Source organism: uncultured Flavobacterium sp. (genome assembly GCF_963975005.1).
Lineage (GTDB): Bacteria > Bacteroidota > Bacteroidia > Flavobacteriales > Flavobacteriaceae > Flavobacterium.
Genome location: NZ_CAXBFR010000028.1, coordinates 1 through 21,491 on the forward strand (window position 1 = coordinate 1; position 21,491 = coordinate 21,491).

Below are 21,491 nucleotides of genomic sequence, written 5' to 3' on the forward strand. Positions count from 1 at the left end.
GCTAAAACTTCATCATTTGAAAGTCTTTGGTTTAAAGAAACATATCCTAGTTGAGGGTGAAACGTAAATTCATTAGCACTTAATTTTCTAGCATTTTCTAGTTTGACATAATCTTGTCCTTCAAGCACACCAGAAACATTAAAACCAGTTCCTGCAGTAGCAATATCTCTAATTCCGTTATTTAATAAAGAACCAGGTTGTCCGATTTGATTCGGATTAAATTTATTGTTTTTATTGTCTGTTGGGGTTTGAATAGCTACATTAAAAAAACCAGCAGGAATAGGATTTAATCCTATAATATCAGCATCTGCAATATTATTTAACTGAGCCTCTCCTAAATCTTGAAGTCCAATAATATTTCTTAAATTATTATCTTGCGTATTAACTCTGTTTTGTCTGTTTGTTATCCAAACTTCAATACGAGTAATTTGAATTCTACTATCTACATATGGATAATTTCTTAACGCATTATCATAGTTATTTCTAAAATATTGTGATAAGAAATAGTGCCTATCATTGTCATACTCTTGAGCAAATAAACTAAAATCTTGGATCGTTGCTCCACCTTCTGCATTAACGGTTTTAGTTTGTGATTTTTGTTCAGAGAAAACTCCAGTTACAGTGGTTTTTCCAAATTGTAATTGAGCTTTTACACCAAATAAACTTTGAGCACCACGAATAAGGGTACTATTTATTGGTAAACTAACATTCCCAACTTCGATTTTCTGAATAATATCGTCTTCTGTTGGGGTATATTCTAATTTTATTAAATTTTGAAAAGCAAAAGTGGATTGTGTATCGTAGTTGACATTTACATTTAAACGTGTTCCTACTTTTCCTTGCAATCCCATACTAATTCTTTGATTAAAATCGAAAGTAAAGTTTTTTCTATTTCTAGGAGAAAGTGCTGGATTATCTTGTTTAGTGAAACGCATTCCTAAGTCCATCTCGACAGAACCTGTAGGTTTTACATCAATTGTATTTCCTCCGAAAATGGTTTCAAATAATTTTGAATTGACATAATATCTTGGCAATAAATCTCTTTTAGCTTCTTCAGAGCCTTCTTTTTTTCCATCAACAGCACTTAGTTTTTGTTTATAATATTCACGCATTGATTCTCTTAAAACCAATTCTTCATATTGAGCAGGAGTAAGTATTATTGGGTAATTAATATTGAATCCTTCAAAAGTATTAGAATAAATATACCTATCCGTTACTGGATCATAAGTGTAAGCTTCAAGAATACTACTAGGGTTTGATATACCTAAACTACCTTGGCTATAGCCCATTTTAGTTGAATCAATTTCAACTTCTTGTGCAAATGCAAACGGAGCAATCAGTAGTAAAAAAACTGCTGCAACAAACTTAAATAAGTTGTTCAATAAGTTATTCTTTTCCAAGTAATTATAAGTTTTTTAATGCTTGTTTAATGATGTTTTCAACAGTTGCGTTAGGATTTTCATTGATGATTTTATCAATCACTTTTTCTGCATTTTTTCTAATAAATCCTAAAACCTCCAAAGCAGATAACGCTTCTTCTTTATTTGTATTGTAATTAGATGTTGAAACTTCGTCTAAACTGTATATTTTTAACACTTTATCTTTTAAATCTAAAATAACTCTTTGTGCCGTTTTGGCTCCAATACCTTTAATAGACTGTATTGTTGCCACATCATTTGAGGCAATTGCTTGAATAATATTTGTTGGAGAAAGAGAAGACAACATTGTTCTTGCAATGTTAGCGCCAATTCCTGAAACAGAAATCAACAATTTAAACAATTCTCTTTCTTGCTTTTCAATAAAGCCGTATAAACTATGAGAATCTTCTTTTACTTGTAAAAAAGTATAGAGTTTTAAATTTTCGGAATCCGGAAGTAAAGAAAAAGTATGCAAAGAAATATTAATATGATAGCCAACACCGTTGCAATCAATAACAACTTCTGTTGGCGTTTTTTCAACTAATTTTCCTTGAATATGTGTAATCATATAAAACTATTTAACGTTTTGTTTAATTTTTCTTGATTTTTCTTGAGCATCTACAACAGCAACTGCTGCCATATTAACCATTTCTTCAACACTTGCTCCTAATTGAAAAATATGAACAGGCTTATCTAATCCCATCATAATTGGGCCTATTGAGTCTGCTTTGTTTAATTCTTTCAGCATCTTATAAGTAATATTCGCTGCATCTAAGTTGGGATAAATTAACGTATTTACTTTCTTATTTACTAATTTAGAAAAAGGAAATTTACTTTTCAGCAATTCAGAATTCAGAGCAAAATCAGTTTGAATTTCTCCATCCACTATTAAATCTGGATAATACTTATGTAAGTAAGCAACTGCTTCTCTAATTTTTCTAGAACTTTCATTATGCGAAGAACCAAAATTTGAGAAAGAAACCATAGCAATAACTGGTTCCATACCAAACATTCTTACTGTTTTGGCTGTCATTAATGCAATTTTAGCTAAATCTTCTGCTGAAGGATTTACATTTATAGCTGTGTCAGATAAAAACATTGGTCCACGAGAAGTCATCATCATGTTGGTTGTGGCAATTCTTGTTACCCCTGGCCCTTTATCAATTAGCTCCATAATAGGTTTAACAACAGAAGGATAACTTCTTGAATAACCAGTAACCATTGCATCAGCTTCACCTTCGTTAACCATCATTGCAGCAAAATAATTACGCTCACGCATCCATTTTTCAGCATCTAAAAGCGTAATTCCTCTTCTTTTGCGTGTTTTCCAAAAGGCTTTAGCATATTTATTTCTTCTATCATTTTCTTCTTTAGTTTTGGGATCAATGATAGTCACATCACCTTCAAAACCAATTTCCTCCATTAATTCCTGGATAATTTCTTTATTTCCAAGTAAAATAGGTATTCCAATTCCTTCTTCAAGGACAATTTGAGCTGCTTTTAACACATCTAGATGATCTGCTTCTGCAAAAATTATTCGTTTTGGATTTGTTTTCGCTCTGTTTATTAGCAGTCGAATCATTTTATTATCAGAACCTAAACGTTCTAATAATTCTTCTTCATACTTTTCCCAATCCGTAATTTCAACTTGAGCAACACCAGAATCCATAGCCGCTTTTGCAACTGCTGGAGCTACAACTGTTATCAATCTTGGATCGAAAGGTTTTGGAATAATATAATCTTTCCCAAAGTTTAATTTAGTTTCACCATAAGCAATATTTACTTGCTCTGGAACTGGTGTTTTTGCTAATTCTGCCAAAGCTTTAACAGCTGCCATTTTCATAGCTTCGTTAATTTTTGTAGCTCTAACATCTAAAGCTCCTCTAAAAATATAAGGAAAACCAAGTACATTATTTACTTGATTAGGATGATCAGAACGACCAGTTGCCATAATTATATCTTCACGAGCATTTATTGCTATGTTATAATCAATTTCAGGAACTGGATTTGCCATTGCAAAAACAATAGGATTATCATTCATTGTCAACAACATTTCTGCTGTTAATATGTTTCCGGCAGAAAGTCCTAAAAAGACATCTGCGCCATTTAGTGCTTCAGCTAAATTTATTCCTTTTTTACCATAAGAATATTTTTTTTGTAATTCCGATAAATCAGCTCTGTCTTTAGACAGCACACCATCTTTATCAAACATGATAATGTTTTCTAGTTTTACACCAAGTAAAACATATAAATTGGCACATGCTAAAGCTGCAGAACCAGCACCAGAAATAACGACTTTTACTTTGCCAATTTCTTTTTCTGCCAATTCAAGTGCATTAAGCAAAGCCGCTGATGAAATAATTGCAGTACCATGTTGATCATCATGCATAACTGGAATATTTAGTTCTTCAACCAAACGTCTTTCAATTTCAAATGATTCTGGAGCTTTAATGTCTTCCAAATTTATTCCTCCAAAAGTTGGAGCAATATTTTTTACAGTTGCTATAAACTCTTCAATGTCTTTTGTTCCGATTTCAATGTCAAATACATCAATATCAGAAAATATTTTGAACAACAAGGCTTTTCCTTCCATCACTGGCTTAGAAGCTTCTGGACCAATATCCCCAAGTCCTAAAACAGCTGTTCCGTTTGTAATAACTGCAACTAAATTTCCTTTAGCTGTATATTTATATACATTATTAACATCTTTAGCAATTTCTAAACAAGGTTCTGCTACTCCAGGGGAATAGGCTAATGACAAATCACGCTGTGACGCATACTTTTTTGTTGGTACAACCTGAATTTTACCAGGAGTAGGTTTTGCGTGATATAATAAGGCTTCTCTTCGTTTTGTATCTTTGTGCATATAACAGATTATATATGAACCTACAAAGTTAAAATAAGGATTGAAAGAAAAAAATTTTAATGAAGTTCTTTTAAGTAAACATTACTTATTTGTTTTGAGAAATAATCTCTTCTATATTCAAATCATCCGGAAGTCTCCCTACGTTTTGTAATTTAATAGATGCTAATTTTTGAGCAATAGTTACACATTCAACCAGAGGTTTTTTGTGTATTTGAGCATATAAAAACCCTGTCCAAAAAGCATCACCTGCGCCAGTTGAATCTTTTACTTCTTGAATGTAAACTGCTTTTTGAAAGAACAAACCTTCATTCAAATCAGAAACAACTACTCCATTTTTTCCCTTAGTTAAACAAATTGTTGTTGCACCAAGATTGTGAAAGTAATCAAAAATAAACTCTTCTGATTTAACTTCAGCAAAAAGCCTGTAACAATCATCCTCACTTAACTTTACTAAAGGATCATTGGATAAATACTCTTTTAACACCAACTTAGCTTCTTCTCTATTTGGCCAAATTCTTTCAGAAAAATTAATATCTATGCTTAATTTTAATCCAAGTTTTTTTGCTTTTTTTGCCCTATTTAAAATCATTTCTCTAGCTGGGTTTTTACTCAACGCAAAACATGTAGTATGAAATATTTTTGCTTGTTCAATGGTTTCATCGGGTAATTGCCCAATAGTTAACTCACAATCAGCTTGTCTATAAGGAATAAAATCTGGTGTTTCTGTTGATTTTGAAACAAAAATTACAGATGTTGGAATTTCATCTATCATTTTAACACTAGAAACATCTACATTATTTGACTTTAGTTTTCTGATTATATAGTCACCAAGACCATCTTGACCACATGATGCTACTAACAAAGATTTTAATCCAATTCTAGTTGCATTTACAGCCACATTGGTTGGTGAACCACCTAAAAAACGGTGATAATCTTTTGTTCTATTTATGGATGTATTGATTTCGTGACCGATAAAATCGATTAACACTTCTCCAACACAAATTATATCTATTGATTTCAATTTAAAATACTATTTTAAAATTTTTATATAATGCTTGATGAACTAAAATTGCTGCTGCAGCACTCCATGCACAAAATGGAACTCCATTTGGCTCTGAAGTATTGGTGTTGAAATTTTCATAAAATGAAAAATCTACTAAAGCATTTGCTTCGTTAATTTGCCTCAAAATAGTTTCTGCTTTATCTTTTTGTGACTTAGAAACTAATGCTAAACCAAAAAACCCATTGACCATCGACCAACTTCCTCCATTATGAAATTGGTAAGGGAAATTTCTAAATTCATACTTGCAATTATCTTTTAACAAATTCCAATGTTCATCTGATTTAAAAATAGGAGGCCAAAAAGCAGGCACCAATCCCAATTTTGTACTTGACGCTAAATCATATGCATGATTAATTATTTTTTCATGTGTTTCATTAGTTCCAATACCCATCAAAGCAGCTAATGAATTTGCAAATGCATCAAATTGTGTTTTGTAACCAGATGGAGAAAAAGAACAAGGTAAATATTCTTGAAAAATTAATTCATTATAAGCTCTTTCGTGAAATTTTTCTCCAATTGCATTTGGTAAAAAATTAACTTCAACTTGTTTGGTTATTGTTTTTATTTTATTAGAAATTGAATCACTTTTAACAAAATAATTATATGATTTTAAAGCCCAAATTCTAAGAAGTTGGTCATATAAAACATAACCATCCGTTATATATTCATCAGCCCAATTTCCAGATAAAGGCACATACATTAAATGCTTATTATTGAATTCCCAAGCATCTAATAATTTTAATGCTTTTTCTATTTCATTTTTATATTGCAAAACGAATGAATCATCATTTGTGTGATAAGCAAATTGGCAAACTCCAATAACAAACCAAGTTACTGCATCTACTCTTCCTGCTAATCCACCATAACTAACTTCAGTCTTATCATTAGAAACCAATACATTTGAAGGTATTGTACCTATTTCATGTTGGTTTTCTGCTAAAGTTTCTAAAGTTTTTTTAAAGGTTTCAATTAATTTATGGTCATCTGAAGCTAATGCTGCTAAACCACAAATAACTCCATCTCTAGCCCAAACTCTTTGATAGTTTGACGTGTTTTCTGCACTTGCCAAAAACCCTTTTGGTGTTGAAACCTTATGAAGTAATTCAATACTTTTATCATAATATATAGTTTCCATATTATACAATTTCTTTATTGATTTTTTTTATTTGAATAAACATGGTGCAAATTGAAGCTATAACTAATAATACTCCTGCAAAAGTGATAGCATTCCTCGGGTCGTTGTTTAGAAAATTCTTTAAAATATACCCAAAAGATAAATTCTGAATAATCATTGGAATTACTATCATCATGTTAATAATTCCCATATAAACACCATAACGCTCTTTGGGAATATCCGCAACAACCATTAAATAAGGAATACCCATCATACTTGCCCAACCAATTCCAAATCCTGTAATTGCTACTAACAATAAGTTTTTATTTTCTATTGTTGGAAAAGCTAAAAATCCAATTGCTGCTAACAATAAACAAATGGCATGCACACTTTTTGCTCCATATTTTTTAGCAAAACCAACTAAAGCAAATGCTGTTAAAAATGTTACGACGTTATACCAACCATTAACTAAACCAGTCCAACTTACTGCAGTTTCATATGCTTCTGGGTTTGATTTTGGTGTTGCATTCCATACAGAAAGCGCAATACTTTTTGAAGAATTTTGCCAATAACAAAAAAGAGCATACCACTGAAACATATAAACCAATGCTAATTGCCACATTACTTTAGGCATATCACCAATTGCTGAAAAAATTTCAATTAAAGGCTCCATTGCCCCACCCTTTTTGCTTTTCATCAACTTTAATTCTTCTTCAGTAGGTGGAATCTCGGATGTAGTTTTCATACTCCACCAAATAGATCCTATTGAACAAACTGCCCCTAAAAAAAAGGAAGCATAGACCCATGTTGGTAATGACCCTGTTTTTCCAACAATGATTAGAGGAAAAATAAATAATGATAAATTAGCCAAGGTTTGTCCAAATCCAGTAAAAAAACTTTGCATTTGAAAACCCAAAGGCTGTTGTTCTTCTACTAACTTGTCAGCAACAAAAGCTCTATATGGCTCCATAGCCATGTTGTTACCCGCATCTAAAATCCATAATAATCCAGCAGCCATCCAAAGTGAACTACTAAATGGAAATGCTAATAAGCTCAAGCTACATAAAATCGCACCAATTAAAAAATAAGGCTTACGTCTACCAAATTTTGGATGCCATGTTTTATCACTTAATGCTCCAATAATAGGCTGAACTAACAAACCTGTTATTGGACCAGCAAGGTTTAATAATGGTATCTCATCTGGAGCTGCGCCTAAAAAATCATAAATAGGATTAACTGCACTTTGCTGTAAGCCAAAACTGTATTGAATGCCAAAAAAACCAACATTCATGTTTAAGATTTGCCAAAAGTTTAATTTAACTTTAGTAATATTCATTATGATTTATTTAATTGTCTTTTTGTTTACTTTGAAATTTTAAAATAATCCTATGCCTAAAAATAGTTTAAGCATAGGAATAATCATAACTCAATTAAAAAAAATATGAAACTAAAATCTATAAGATAAAGACATTGATAAAGAACGTCCTGGTAAAGGTCTCGCTCTTACAATGTTTGTTGTGTTTTCTGTTATACTACCCTCTTCAGTTTCAGTAATTGCAAGCGTATTAAATAAATTATTACCTGCAATATTTAAAGTTAAATCTTTCACTAATGTAAACTCTAAAAATCCGTTTACAATTACAAAGCCATTCATTACTAACTCATTTGAATCTTGAGCAAAGGCTTTTGATTGACCTATAAAACTTAAACCAAAAGTGTTTTTCTTTTTAGCAAAAGTATATGTTGGCATAAAATTATACATTAATTTAGGTTGTCTTCTTGCTTCATTTCCGTCATTTGGTCCAGAAGTAATTTCAGCTTTTGTATAAGTAAATGCCCCTCTAAGGTTTAAATCTTCAGTAATATTATATGATGATTCAAGTTCTAGCCCTAAAGATTTATAATCATTTTCTATAATTCTGTTAGATGTAGCTTCAAAACCTCCTTCTTCATTTGTAGTAGATTGAAAAGCAGTTAAGAATACATACCCGGCTGAGAATTTTCTTTTATAACCAATTTCTAATTGCGCTAAGAAATCTCTTGCGTTTATTTTATCCCCATCTAAATAATTTAACCCTGAAAATAAAATTCTATCTGCTTTTGCAGAAGCACCTTTGCTATATCTTCCAAAAACAGATGATTGTTCATTAAGCAAATAATTTGCTCCAAAAGTATATGAGGCATAACTATAATCATAATCTACAGCAGTTGCATTAGCATTATCAATTGCAAACACATCTTGCTCAGGAGCAGAAATAGATCCATCATTATTAACATCATAAATTGTACTATTTCCTCCAGCAAATGAACCATTTACCATTCCTTTATCATATCGAACTCCACCTTCAACGGTTAAATCATCGTTTAAATCAAAAGCAACGTTTAAATAAGGAGCTGAAACATTATATTGAGTATCATAGTTTCTAGCTAAATTACCCCAAAAAGGCGTTCCATAAGCATATAATCCATTTTCTGACAATAAGTTACCACCAGCATCAGTTACATTTATTAAACGTGGATTATTATCTGAAACTTCTTGAAGATATGAATTCCATAACCAAGAAATTGATACATTTTGAATTGATTTAAAATAACCCGCAGTAATTCCTAAACCTATTTCGTCAAATCGTTTTGAAACTCTTAAATCATTCATGAAATTATTTAAATTATTTAGTTTCGCATCAAACATATGGATTCTAGACACTAAACCATTTGGGTTGTTAAAAGGTGATCCATCATTTGCAAATGTTAATGTTGAACCTGCACCAAATGAATCTGCAATTTCACTTGCATTTGCTACTTGCGCTGGAAAAGGTGCAATAAACTGTCCACTATTTACGGAAAAACGTCCGTTATTGTCGATTTTCCAACCTTCTCCCAAATCAAAATTCAAGTTTGCTCCAACAGATTTAGATACAGGGTGCATCCCATCATTAACTGCAGCTCTATTTAATTGACCATCAGCTCCAAGTCCAACATTTTGATTTAAATAAATTGATTGTTGTGTTCCCGATGTCGCGTCATAACCATTAACACTTCCCCAGTTTGGGTTTGCATTTGTCCCTGTTACCTGGATAGGCATAGGCATATACGCTGCAGCTCTATCATTTAAGAATTTAGTATATATAGTAATTGAACCTTTCTTAAATTCTTTAGTAATATTAAACTTCATTTGCCCACCATTATTAGCTGTAAAACCAGGACTTCTAACTCCTTCCCCTAATCTATAAAAACCACCTACATGAAAATATAATCCATCTCCAATTTTAGAACCATATTCTAAATCATTTCTAAAAGAATTATAGTCCAATCCAAAGGTTGTAGCAAAACTTCCACCTTCTTTTTTACCATTTTTGCTAATAAAATTAATAATTCCTCCAGGAGAATTAGAAGCTAGAGTAGATGCAGATCCACCTCTTATCGCTTCAATCTTAGCTACATTCCTGTCAAATCTTGTAAATATATCTGCTGTTGCAAAAGAAATATCTCCATATAATAAAACCGGCAACCCATCTTCTTGAATCTGTAAATATTTTGAACCACCCGAAGAAATAGGCACACCTCTAACAGAGATATTTGAATTTCCTTCACCACCTGACGACTCTGAACGTATCCCTGGAATAGTTCTAAAAATTTCTGCAGTAGAACGAGGTACTGTTTGTTCCACTTGCTCTACATTAACTGTTGTAATTGAGACACTTGATTTTAATTTTGTTGCTTTGTTAACAAGTCCTGTAACAACAATATCACTCAATTCAGTAATATTTTCTTTAACTACAAAATCAATAACTGTATTTCCTACAACTTTTAATTCTTTCTTTTGAGTTGTATACCCCATTGCAGTTGCAATAACGGTATATGTTCCATCTTCAACATTATCTATTGAAAATTTTCCGTTTTCATCACTCATTGCTCCCTTTGTTGTATTTTGAATTAATACATTAATTCCAATAACCGTTTCTCCTGATTCATCAGTTACTGTTCCAGAAACAGTATTTTGTGAAAAAGAAAAAAAAGAAATCAACAGCAAAAAAGCGGTACTCCATTTTTTTAATTGTAAATTTGTTTTCATTTTAGTTTTGATTAGTTAGTAATATTTTGTGATAATAATTTCAAATCTAATTTTTTAAAGCGTGTTTTTTTATGAAAAACGCACCGAAAACGTTTTCGAAACAACCGAAAACGTTTTCGTTTTGTAAATTTCGTTATTATTAATTTTATTTTCAATGAAAAACAAACAAACAACATTAAAATTAATTGCAGAAAAACTAAACATTTCAATTACTACAGCTTCGAAAGCTTTGAAAGGATATAGTGATGTAAGTGAAAAGACTAAAAATGCAGTTATTATGCTTGCAAAAGAGCTTAATTATACCCCTAACAGTTTTGCAGTAAATCTTAGAACAAGAGAATCAAAGACCATTGGTCTTATTATTCCAGAAGTGGTTCATCATTTTTTTTCAAATGTTATAAATGGAATTATTGATGAAGCCGAAAACAATGGATATTTAGTAATAATACTTCAATCAAACGAATCATTAGAGTTAGAAAAAAAACAAGTTGAATTATTAATTAACAAAAGAGTTGATGGCATTATAATGTCACTTTCAAATCAATCTAATTTTGACAGTCATATTAAAAATATTATTGAAAAAGGTATTCCGCTAGTTTTATTCGATAAAATTTCCAAATTAGTTAATTGTTCAAAAGTTATAATTGATGATCAAAAAGCTGCTTTTGAAGCTGTAGAACATTTAATTTCTAAAGGATGTAAAAAAATTGCTCACATAAGAGGGCCAAATAATCCTCAAAATGCGATAGATCGATTTCTTGGCTATAAAAAAGCTTTAGAGAAAAACAATATTGCCTATGATTCTAAGTTAGTCTATACTTGTACAGATGTTACTTTTGAAGAAGGAAAAAAATTTGCAAAAGAAATTATAGAAGAACATTCGGAAGTAGATGGTTTGTTTGTAATTACCGATTTAGTAGCGGTAGGCGTTTTAGCTTATTTTAATGAAAAACAAATTAAAGTTCCACAGCAAATCAAAATTATAGGTTTTAGCAATTGGTTTATGTCTCAAGTTATAACCCCAAAATTAAGCACTGTTGATCAACCTAGTTTTGAAATGGGTAAACAATCTTTTAAATTATTATTTGAAGAGATGGTTCATTTTAAAAACAACACTCCTTTTGAACCAAAAACTATACTTTTAAAAACCAGTATTATTGAAAGAGAATCAACTCAAAATAAATAAATCACTAGGCTTTCCTTTGGCTGTATACTTATAATTGCCATTCTTAGCCACTTGCAAACAGGACTTGCTAAATCAAAGAAAATAGTCAAACCACAAATAACTACGTGAATCACATTTACTTATTGGAATAAACTAAAGATTTTCAGGTGTCTTTATCTAAAAAAACAAAGATACTCTTCATGTTGTATCTTTTACACATCACATCCATTATATCTAAACACAAAACCGAAATAAAGTCTTAATAAAAGTGCTTTAAGGCAGCAAAACTTATCTCAATAATGAAAAATGTCCTTTAACAATTCTTCCATTATTTAACTCAATTGTGTACCAATAATCATCTGCTGGTAGTGTTTGTTTATTGTAAGTTCCGTCCCAACCTAGACTTAAGGGATTAATCTGGGTTAATAATTTTCCATAGCGATCAAAAATTCTAATTATGGTCTTTGCGTTTAGTTTTGCATCAACACCTTTGATGTTCCAATAATCGTTGTAACTATCTCCGTTTGGGGTGAAGAATTTTGGAGCACCTAACACATTTATTTCTTTATTTTTAATTCCACAACCTCTTTCATCTTTTACAAAAACAGTATAAATACCGGGTAAAACATCATTAAATACATTTGACTCTTGGTAATTAATATTATCTAAACTGTATAAATATTCTCCAATCCCAGAAGCAACTATAACTAATGTATTATTATCGGTTAAATCATAAACTTCTATGTTATCTATTTTTGCAATATTAGATTCATTAACAATTATGGTTCTAGTGTTTTCACAATTATTTGAATTCGTAACAGTCACAGAATAGTTCCCAGCTTCATTTACTTGTAAAGTATAACCAGTTTCACCAGGAAGTAAAGCGTTATTTAGGTTCCACTGATAAGTAAAATTTGAAATCTGATTAGTATTGTTTAAACCTGCATTTAAATTAACAAAGTAATTTGGTAAATTATTACAAACATACTTTTCTTGACCATTTAGTTCAATATTTGGCAACGTAAGTACCTGAAGTGAAATAACATCTGTTGTAAAACAATTTAAATCATTTGAATTAATCACTTTTACAGTAATATTTTGAGTTGAAGTTGTGAAAGGATTGGGCAAAGGACTCGAAAGTTGTACATTATTTTCATCATAATATTCCACTAATAAACCAGTTTGACTTCCTAAGATTGCGGTTTGGAAAGATGAAGTGTCAAAAGCAGCAAATTCTGATATTTGACTAGGATCATTTTGATTACACAAAGTTGTTAAATTAGAAGGCACTGAAAAAATCTGAGGTTTATTATTGATAATGAATGCTATAGTTGTGTCAAACGTACATGGATTACCAGTATTACTTGTAAGTGTAACATTTACAGTTTGAGAACTTGTAATAAATGGATTTGGCAATGGACTTGACAGAGTATTATTATTTTCATCGGTATATGATAAATCAAACCCGGTAAGTCCATCTAATAAATCTACTTCTAAATTTGATGTATCAAAATTATAAATCCCATCTGGTGTTTCATCACAACCAAAAACCTGCAACGGCTGCAGGCTGTTAAAAACAACCTCAATTGGTTTTATAATAAAACAAGAAGAGCTTATATGATCAATTCTGGCAAAATAAGTTCCTTGAGAAACATTTATTGTTCCTGTTATTTCATTTATATTTAAAGAAGCATCTTGGTTTGAAGCAAAATAAGAAACTGAATACCCTATGATGCTTCCTAAAAACGAAGTAGATAAACCTAAAAAGTCATATGGTTCTAGATTATCGGCACCATCATCACATAAAATAACATCCTCAAAATCATCAAAACTTTGAGTCGAAAAAGGATTCGCAATTGTAGCAGTACCAGACCAATTTAAAGTAAATGGAGAACTTCCTATAGGTCTATCAATCACTATAAAATAACTCTCACCGGCTAAAACATCTAATTGCTTTACAAAGCTATTCCCATCAGCACCTGGACCTTCTGAGGTTTCTGTTGAACTCGCATTTAAACCCGTATAATTATTATGTTGATTTGCTGCTAAAGGATTTGTAGTTGAACATCGAATTGGCAAACCTAAATTTCCACAATCTGAATTAGGACCAAAAACCCAAAAATCATAATCTTCATTAATATCAACACTGTCAGGAATTAAAGTAAATCCTAAAGTACCAGCTTGAGCAATTGTAACTCTAAGCCATAATGAATTGTTTTCCTGACTTTCACACGACTGTGGAATAATTTCTTGAATACCTGCGCCAGACACATTATACGAAACACTTTGGTTGTCACATGCTTGAATATAATTAATACAGTCATTTGGTAAATTTTGACCAAAAAGTGCAGAACTTAACAGCGCAAATATGAATATATAATATTTATTTTTCATTAATTTTAATAATAGAACTATCAAATATAAGAAAAATCTAACACCCCTATTTGTAAATACCTTAAATTCTATTTTTAAATTCTAAAATTGCATTAAAAGGTTTCAATGTAATTAATGGTTTTATTTGAATAAGCTCTCTCTTTTCAATAATTTCAAACTGTTCAACTAATGCAATTATTGAAAGAATCATTTCATACATAGCAAAATTATTCCCAATACACATTCTAGGTCCAGCTCCAAAAGGAAAATAATTATTTGAAAACTTAATTTTTTCATCTAGAAAACGTTCTGGAATAAATTCTAGGGGCTTATACCAAAAATCTGGATGACGATGAATTTCATAAACTGAAAATAATAAATTAGATCCTTTTGGTAAAGTCAATCCATTAAAGTTTTCCTCTTCTATGTTCACTCTATCGATAAAATAGGCTGGTGGATAAAGTCGCATGGATTCTTCAATTACTAATTTAGTGTAATTAGCATTTTTTATCCAATACATAATTTCATTAGATTGAGATTTTACATTTCGGATTTCTTCGAGAATTTTTAATTGTGAATCAGGGTTTCTAGCTAATAATTCGCAAATAAAAGTTAAGGCATTTGAAGTTGTTTCGTGACCAGCTGCAAATAAAATTAAAATTTCATCTACCAATTGATTCTCATCCATGCTTGAGCCATCTTCATATCTTGCATTTAGCAACATTTCTAATAAATCGTCGTGTTTGGCTTTACTTTGCTTCCTTTCTTCAACTAACCTTTTAAGAATTGATCTTGAATTTTGAGTTAAATCTAAATGCTTTTTTGTTTTTCCAGATAAATTAAACCACCAAACTAAAAAAGGTTGTCTTAACTCTTGAACCAACATATTTTGAGTAGCTTCAGTAGTATTTTGAAGGGAAGTGATATCTGAATTAGATATGTCAATGTTAAAAATAGACTTTACAACAGTTTGAAAGGCTAAATCATTAAAAACTGGAAATATATCTATTGGCTTTCCTGTTTTAATGTTTTTCAATTCTGTTAAAATTGTTTGTTGAATTGTATCTAATAAAAGTATTAATTGGCTTTTATGAAAAGCTGGTTGAATTAATTTGCGTTGTTTTTTCCAATGTTCACCTTCTGCAGTTAATAACCCTTTTCCAACATATTTAGCTAAATCTTTAGTTTGAATATCCGATTTAGTATAGTTTTTTTGATTTTTTTGAAGAGCGTGTTGTAAAAGACTTGCATCTCGACAAAAAAGAACAGAATTACCGAAACCAATGTTTAAACGGAAAATATCTCCTAATTTATTAAAATTCGCAGCATGAAAAGGCAAAGGATTTTTTAAAATGTTATTAGCATGATTGAGAAATCTAAAAAAAGAAACTTCAGGAATTTTATTGGGTAAACTCATTTAATTATTTTGAATATTTAAAACAATCCTCCTTGTATATTATTTCTAATTTTACCTAAGTGTTTGTATGCTTTATCAGTAACTTCTCTTCCTCTTGGAGTTCTCATAATGAAACCTTCTTGAATTAAAAAAGGTTCATATACTTCTTCTACGGTTTCGCTACTTTCTGAAACAGCAGTAGCTAGAGTTGATAAACCAACGGGGCCACCTTTAAATTTATCAATGATTGTTAACAGAATTTTATTGTCCATTTCGTCTAAGCCATGAGCATCAACGTGAAGTGCTTTTAAGGCAAACTGGGCAATTTCAATATCAATACTTCCATTTCCTTTTATTTGAGCAAAATCTCTTACTCTTCGTAATAAAGCATTTGCTATTCTAGGCGTTCCTCTACTTCTACCAGCAATTTCAATAGCAGCTTCCATGGTAATTGGCATATTTAAAATCGAGGAACTTCTTTGAACAATCGTGGTTAAAAGTTCCGTATTGTAGTATTGTAACCGGCTTTGAATTCCGAAACGAGCCCTCATTGGAGCTGTTAATAAACCTGAACGTGTTGTAGCTCCAACAAGCGTAAAAGGATTAAGATTTAATTGAACGGAACGTGCGTTTGGCCCTGATTCAATCATTATATCAATTCTAAAGTCTTCCATTGCAGAATATAGATATTCTTCTACAATTGGACTTAATCGATGGATTTCGTCAATAAAAAGGACGTCTCTTTCTTCGAGATTTGTAAGTAAGCCTGCTAAATCTCCTGGTTTATCTAAAACTGGACCAGAAGTTATCTTTATTCCAACACCCAATTCGTTTGCTAAAATATTAGCTAAAGTTGTTTTCCCTAAACCAGGTGGACCATGAAACAAAGTATGATCTAAAGCTTCACCTCTTTGATTTGCAGCTTCTACAAATATTTTTAAATTTTCTAAAACTTGTTCCTGACCTGTAAAATCATCAAATGATAAGGGTCTTAACTTTTTTTCTAAGTCAAGTTCTTCAGGTTTATAATTTAAGTTTGTTGGGTCAAGGTTTTCATTCATATAGCAAATATAATTAAAGTTCCATAAAAAAACCTTTCCGATATGGAAAGGTTTTAATATATGTTATTTAAATCTTAATGATGCAATTCTTCTTCACCTGGTTGCATTGGAACTGTTTGAGGAACAAAATCAGCATCATGCCCTGGTTTACTGTAATCATAAGGCCAACGGTGTACTTCTGGAATTTCACCTGGCCAGTTTCCGTGAATGTGTTCTACTGGAGCAGTCCATTCTAAAGTATTAGACTTCCATGGATTCATCGGAGCTTTTTTACCTTTGAATATACTATAGAAAAAGTTCCAGAAAAATACGATTTGGAAAGCTGCACCAATTATTGCAAATATTGTAATTAATACATTTACATCTGCTAATTCATCAAATAATGGAAATGCTGTATTACTATAGTAACGTCTAGGTAAACCTGCCATTCCAATGAAGTGCATTGGGAAGAATACTCCATAAGCACATACTGCTGTTACCCAAAAGTGAACATATCCTAAGTTTTTATTCATCATTCTACCAAACATTCTTGGGAACCAATGATAAACTCCAGCAAAGAATCCATATAAAGCAGATATACCCATTACTAAGTGAAAGTGAGCAATTACGAAATATGTATCATGAACGTTAATATCAAGCGTACTATCTCCAAGAATAATTCCTGTTAAACCTCCAGTGATGAAAGTAGAAACTAATCCTATTGAGAACAACATAGCAGGATTTAACTGTAGATTACCTTTCCACAAGGTTGTTATATAATTGAAAGCTTTTACTGCTGAAGGAATAGCAATCAATAAAGTTGTAAATGTAAACACTGAACCTAAGAAAGGATTCATACCTGAGATAAACATATGGTGACCCCATACGATTGTAGACAAAAATGCAATTGCTATAATAGAAGCAATCATAGCTCTATAACCAAAAATTGGTTTTCTCGAGTTAGTTGCAATAATTTCAGATGTAATACCTAAAGCAGGTAATAATACAATATAAACCTCGGGGTGACCTAAGAACCAGAATAAATGTTCAAATAATACTGGAGAACCACCTTGATAATGTAAAACTTCTCCACTAATAAAGATATCAGATAAGAAGAATGATGTTCCAAAACTTCTATCAAAAATTAGTAATAAAGCAGCAGAGAATAATACAGGGAATGAAACAACACCAATAATTGCAGTTACAAAAAACGCCCATATTGTTAAAGGCAATCTAGTCATTGACATACCTTTTGTTCTTAAATTAATTACTGTAACTATATAATTTAATGAACCCATTAAAGAAGATGCAATAAATATAGCCATAGAAATTAACCAAAGAGTCATTCCTAAACCTGAACCTGGAATGGCTTGTGGTAAAGCACTTAAAGGTGGATAAATTGTCCATCCAGCAGATGCCGGTCCTGTTTCGATAAATAAAGAGCTTAACATGATAATACAAGAAATAAAGAACATCCAAAAAGAAAGCATGTTCATAAAACCTGAAGCCATATCTCTTGCTCCAATTTGTAATGGAATAAGCAAATTACTAAAAGTACCACTTAAACCAGCAGTTAGTACGAAAAACACCATTATAGTACCATGTATCGTAACTAATGCAAGGTAAATATCATTTCTCATTACTCCACCTGGAGCAAAATTTTCACCTAAGAAAATTTTAAAAATTTCAAAAGACTCTTCTGGCCATGCGATTTGCATACGGAAAAATAGCGATAAAACTACTCCTACAATTCCCATTAATAGACCTGAAATTAGATATTGCTTAGCAATCATCTTGTGATCTATACTAAAAATATATTTAGTAATAAAAGTTTCTTTATGATGACCGTGTTCGTGTGACATAATTATATTATTTGAAATCTTCTATATTATTTTATAACTTGAGCTATAACTTTTGTAGAATCTACAATAGTTTCTTTTACTTGTTCTTTACCTTCTTCAACTTTAGCAGCGTTTGCCTCTTTCCATTGTGAAGATAACGTTGGTTTTTCTACTAACCATTTTTTGAAATCACTTGGTGAGTCAACAACAATTTTCATTTGCATATTGTAATGCGATCTACCACAAATTTTATTACATAATAATAAATAATCAAAAGTGTAAGGATCTAAACCAGCTTGACCATTTGCAACCAAATCAATACTTTTCTTAGCTCTAATTTTATTTATTTTATTCACTTTAATAATGATAGCTTCATCTTGTCTCATTTCTGCAGTTGTTACTGTTGGCACAAAAGCAAACTGTGTTACCATTCCAGGAACGCAATTCATTTGAGCTCTAAAGTGAGGCATATAAGCAGAATGAAGTACATCTTGAGAACGTATTTTGAAAACTACTTTTTTACCTTTAGGCAAGTGCAATTCAGAAACAACTTTGTCATCTTGTGCATTTGGATCTTCTAAATCAACACCTAATGTATTAATACCTTCAATGTATCTTACATTAGCTTTACCCAGTGTGTTATCTTCACCTGCATAGCGTGCTTCCCAACCAAATTGCTTAGCATATAATTCGACGTATATAACTTCTTCTTCATCATCATAATACATTATCTGATTCCATGTGTATAATCCATATAAAATTAAAACAGCTAATACAATTACAGGTATAATAGTCCATACAGCCTCTAATTTATTATTATCCGCAAAATATAGTGCTTTCTGACCTTCTTTACCTTTATATTTAAAAGCAAAATAGTGTAATAAAAACTGAGTAATAGTTTGAACAAAAAATATTAATGCCATTGAAATGTTCATCAAGTTGTCAACTTCAACACCATGTTCTGAGGCAGGAGTTCCTAAAACAAATTCACCCCAAGTTACCAAAGAATATATTGTGAATAAATAAATGAATCCTAAAAATCCAAACATTAAATAACCATTCACACTATTATCTCTGTCATTTGCAACTTCAGAATCATCCTTAGTTTCACCAACCTGAGTTAAATCAAATATTTTAGTTAACTGCCAAACAGCAATTCCAATTAAAACTAAAACAAAAATCACCAATAAACTCGTCATTTGTTTATCTCTTTAAATATTAATAATGAAAATGTTTACTTTCTTCCATAAAAGGATATCTCTTAGCAATAAGTGGTGCTTTTGTTAAAGCTGTAAATACTACTAAAATAAATAACCCCGCGAAGAAAAGTATTGATCCTATTTCTGAAGCTCCAATAAACCATTGATCTCCAACAGTAGCTGGCATAATCATATTGAAGAAGTCTAAATAATGACCAAATAATATTACTGCACCTGCTCCTATAACAATCCAAGTTAAACGCTTAAAATCAGCATTCATAAGAATTAATATTGGGAAAATGAAGTTTAAAGCTAACATACCAAAAAATGGTAAATTGTAATGTTCGATTCTAGTTACATAATATGTTACTTCTTCAGGAATATCTGCATACCAAATTAACATAAATTGAGAGAACCATAAATAAGTCCAGAATATACTAAATGCAAACATAAATTTAGCTAAATCTTGAATGTGACTTTTATTTACTTCTGGCAAATACCCTTTTGATTTTAAATAAATAGTAATCATAGTTAATACAGTAATTCCACTTACGAAGAAACTTGCAAAAACATACCATCCAAATAACGTACTGTACCAGTGAGGATCTACAGACATAATCCAATCCCATGACATTATAGATTCAGATACAATAAAGAATACTAAGAATGCTGCAGAAGTTTTGAATAATTTTTTATAATTTGAATCATCACTTGATTCGTCTTGTGCTAAAGTAAATTTTCTTGAGAAATGTCTATATAAATTCCAGACCCCAATAAAAATAATTGCTCTTATTAAAAAGAAAGGAACATTTAAAAAAGCAGTTTTCCCTTGAATTAATTTATCATCTTTAACTACTTCTGGATCCATCCAAGTAAACATTCCATTGTGACCAATGTGAAAAGAAGCTGCCAATAACAAAAGAAAAAATATAATTGAGCCTGGCAACAAATATGCCGTTATACCTTCCATAACTCTAAACAATACTGGAGACCAACCTGCTTGAGAAGCAATTTGAATAGCATAGAATGCTAAAACACCCATTGTTAAAAGAAAAAAGAAAATACATGCTACGTATAAGGCAGACCATGGTTTGTTTAGTAATTGATGATAAACATGTTCAACATGCTCTTTGTGTTCGGCATCAGCATGAACATCTTTGTTATTATGAACAGCATGTGCATCATGTGTTGCATGAGCATCTGTAGAAACTTCACCATGACCACCATGAAGGCTTTCGGTCATCATGATTTCAACATCTTCAATGGATTTTGGCACAGATAAGAATCCGTATACAATTCCTACTATTCCTAAAGCTATAAGAATAAATGAAAAAGTTTTTAATTTACTTGAAAAAGTGTACATATCTTTTATTTTCAAAAAAGTGTTTTACAATTATAATTCTGATCTCAATTTTAAAACATAATCAGCTACTTGCCATCTTTCTTCTTGCGAAAGTTGATTTGCATGTGAGCCCATTGAGTTTAATCCGTAAGTTACTACGTGAAAAATACTTCCTGCTGTAACTTCTCTATCTTTATAGTTAGGTACTCCTAAAAATTTTTCTCTTTCTACAAGTTTCCCTTTACCATTACCTTTTTCACCGTGACAAATTGCACAATAAATAGCATATAACGCTTTTCCATTTTCAGTATCTAAACTCAAGGAATCTAGAGGAGACTTTAATGTTTCTTTCGCTAAAATATACCCTTCTGGAGTATTAGGTATTTCATAAGGAACAAATCCTCTTTTTATAGCACCTTCTGGCACTAATTGACCTTCTTTACCATTTTTAAACGCATCACTCTCAGAATAAGTTTCATATCCTACAGATTGATACATATTTGGAAAAAATTGATAGTATGGTTTAGAGTTATCATGGCAAGAAGTTACCACAATTGACAAACCCACTAGTACTATTATTTTATATAAGCTTTTCATATCTT

At 31.1% G+C, this 21,491-nt stretch carries 15 protein-coding genes; 1 reads left to right on the forward strand and 14 read right to left on the reverse strand.

Annotated elements, in window-relative coordinates:
• The 7 genes from sprA to AACZ53_RS05300 all read right to left on the reverse strand — a co-directional run.
• Positions 1-1,289, reverse strand: a 1,289-nt coding sequence (gene sprA, locus AACZ53_RS05270) for a cell surface protein SprA (RefSeq protein WP_339835488.1), incomplete at its 3' end; no start/stop codon positions are given.
• Between the two features lie 115 nt (positions 1,290-1,404).
• Positions 1,405-1,986: a Holliday junction branch migration protein RuvA gene (ruvA, locus tag AACZ53_RS05275; protein ID WP_339835442.1), complete on the reverse strand. Its 582-nt coding sequence runs from the start codon at positions 1,984-1,986 to the stop codon at positions 1,405-1,407.
• A 6-nt stretch (positions 1,987-1,992) separates the two neighbouring features.
• Entirely contained in the window at positions 1,993-4,284 is a 2,292-nt protein-coding gene (locus AACZ53_RS05280) for an NADP-dependent malic enzyme (protein ID WP_339835444.1), read from the reverse strand.
• Between the two features lie 85 nt (positions 4,285-4,369).
• Positions 4,370-5,305, reverse strand: coding sequence for a carbohydrate kinase family protein (locus tag AACZ53_RS05285; protein WP_339835448.1), 936 nt, complete (start codon positions 5,303-5,305; stop codon positions 4,370-4,372).
• A 1-nt stretch (position 5,306) separates the two neighbouring features.
• Complete coding sequence (locus tag AACZ53_RS05290) at positions 5,307-6,482, reverse strand: glycoside hydrolase 100 family protein (RefSeq protein WP_339835451.1); 1,176 nt, start codon at positions 6,480-6,482, stop codon at positions 5,307-5,309.
• Between the two features lies 1 nt (position 6,483).
• Positions 6,484-7,797, reverse strand: a complete 1,314-nt coding sequence (locus AACZ53_RS05295; RefSeq protein ID WP_339835454.1) for an MFS transporter — start codon at positions 7,795-7,797, stop codon at positions 6,484-6,486.
• Between the two features lie 111 nt (positions 7,798-7,908).
• Entirely contained in the window at positions 7,909-10,533 is a 2,625-nt protein-coding gene (locus AACZ53_RS05300) for a TonB-dependent receptor (protein ID WP_339835457.1), read from the reverse strand.
• 154 nt (positions 10,534-10,687) lie between these two features.
• Between AACZ53_RS05300 and AACZ53_RS05305 the strand changes: the two genes are divergently transcribed.
• Positions 10,688-11,719, forward strand: a complete 1,032-nt coding sequence (locus AACZ53_RS05305; protein WP_339835460.1) for a LacI family DNA-binding transcriptional regulator — start codon at positions 10,688-10,690, stop codon at positions 11,717-11,719.
• Between the two features lie 267 nt (positions 11,720-11,986).
• Here AACZ53_RS05305 and AACZ53_RS05310 read toward each other — a convergent pair whose 3' ends face one another.
• From AACZ53_RS05310 to AACZ53_RS05340, 7 genes are all read right to left on the reverse strand, one after another.
• On the reverse strand, positions 11,987-14,092 hold the full coding sequence (locus AACZ53_RS05310; protein ID WP_339835463.1) for a T9SS type B sorting domain-containing protein: 2,106 nt from the start codon (positions 14,090-14,092) through the stop codon (positions 11,987-11,989).
• Positions 14,093-14,153: 61 nt separating this feature from the next.
• Positions 14,154-15,488 (reverse strand): cytochrome P450, encoded by a 1,335-nt coding sequence (locus tag AACZ53_RS05315; RefSeq protein WP_339835466.1) that lies wholly within the window; start codon positions 15,486-15,488, stop codon positions 14,154-14,156.
• 17 nt (positions 15,489-15,505) lie between these two features.
• Entirely contained in the window at positions 15,506-16,528 is a 1,023-nt protein-coding gene (gene ruvB, locus AACZ53_RS05320) for a Holliday junction branch migration DNA helicase RuvB (protein ID WP_339835468.1), read from the reverse strand.
• Positions 16,529-16,602: 74 nt separating this feature from the next.
• Positions 16,603-18,369: a cbb3-type cytochrome c oxidase subunit I gene (locus AACZ53_RS05325; protein WP_339835470.1), complete on the reverse strand. Its 1,767-nt coding sequence runs from the start codon at positions 18,367-18,369 to the stop codon at positions 16,603-16,605.
• Positions 18,370-18,395: 26 nt separating this feature from the next.
• On the reverse strand, positions 18,396-19,547 hold the full coding sequence (locus tag AACZ53_RS05330; RefSeq protein ID WP_339835473.1) for a cytochrome c oxidase subunit II: 1,152 nt from the start codon (positions 19,545-19,547) through the stop codon (positions 18,396-18,398).
• A gap of 19 nt (positions 19,548-19,566) precedes the next feature.
• Positions 19,567-20,910, reverse strand: coding sequence for a quinol:cytochrome C oxidoreductase (locus tag AACZ53_RS05335; RefSeq protein WP_339835490.1), 1,344 nt, complete (start codon positions 20,908-20,910; stop codon positions 19,567-19,569).
• 30 nt (positions 20,911-20,940) lie between these two features.
• Positions 20,941-21,486: a cytochrome c gene (locus tag AACZ53_RS05340; RefSeq protein WP_339835476.1), complete on the reverse strand. Its 546-nt coding sequence runs from the start codon at positions 21,484-21,486 to the stop codon at positions 20,941-20,943.
• Positions 21,487-21,491 lie beyond the last annotated feature (5 nt).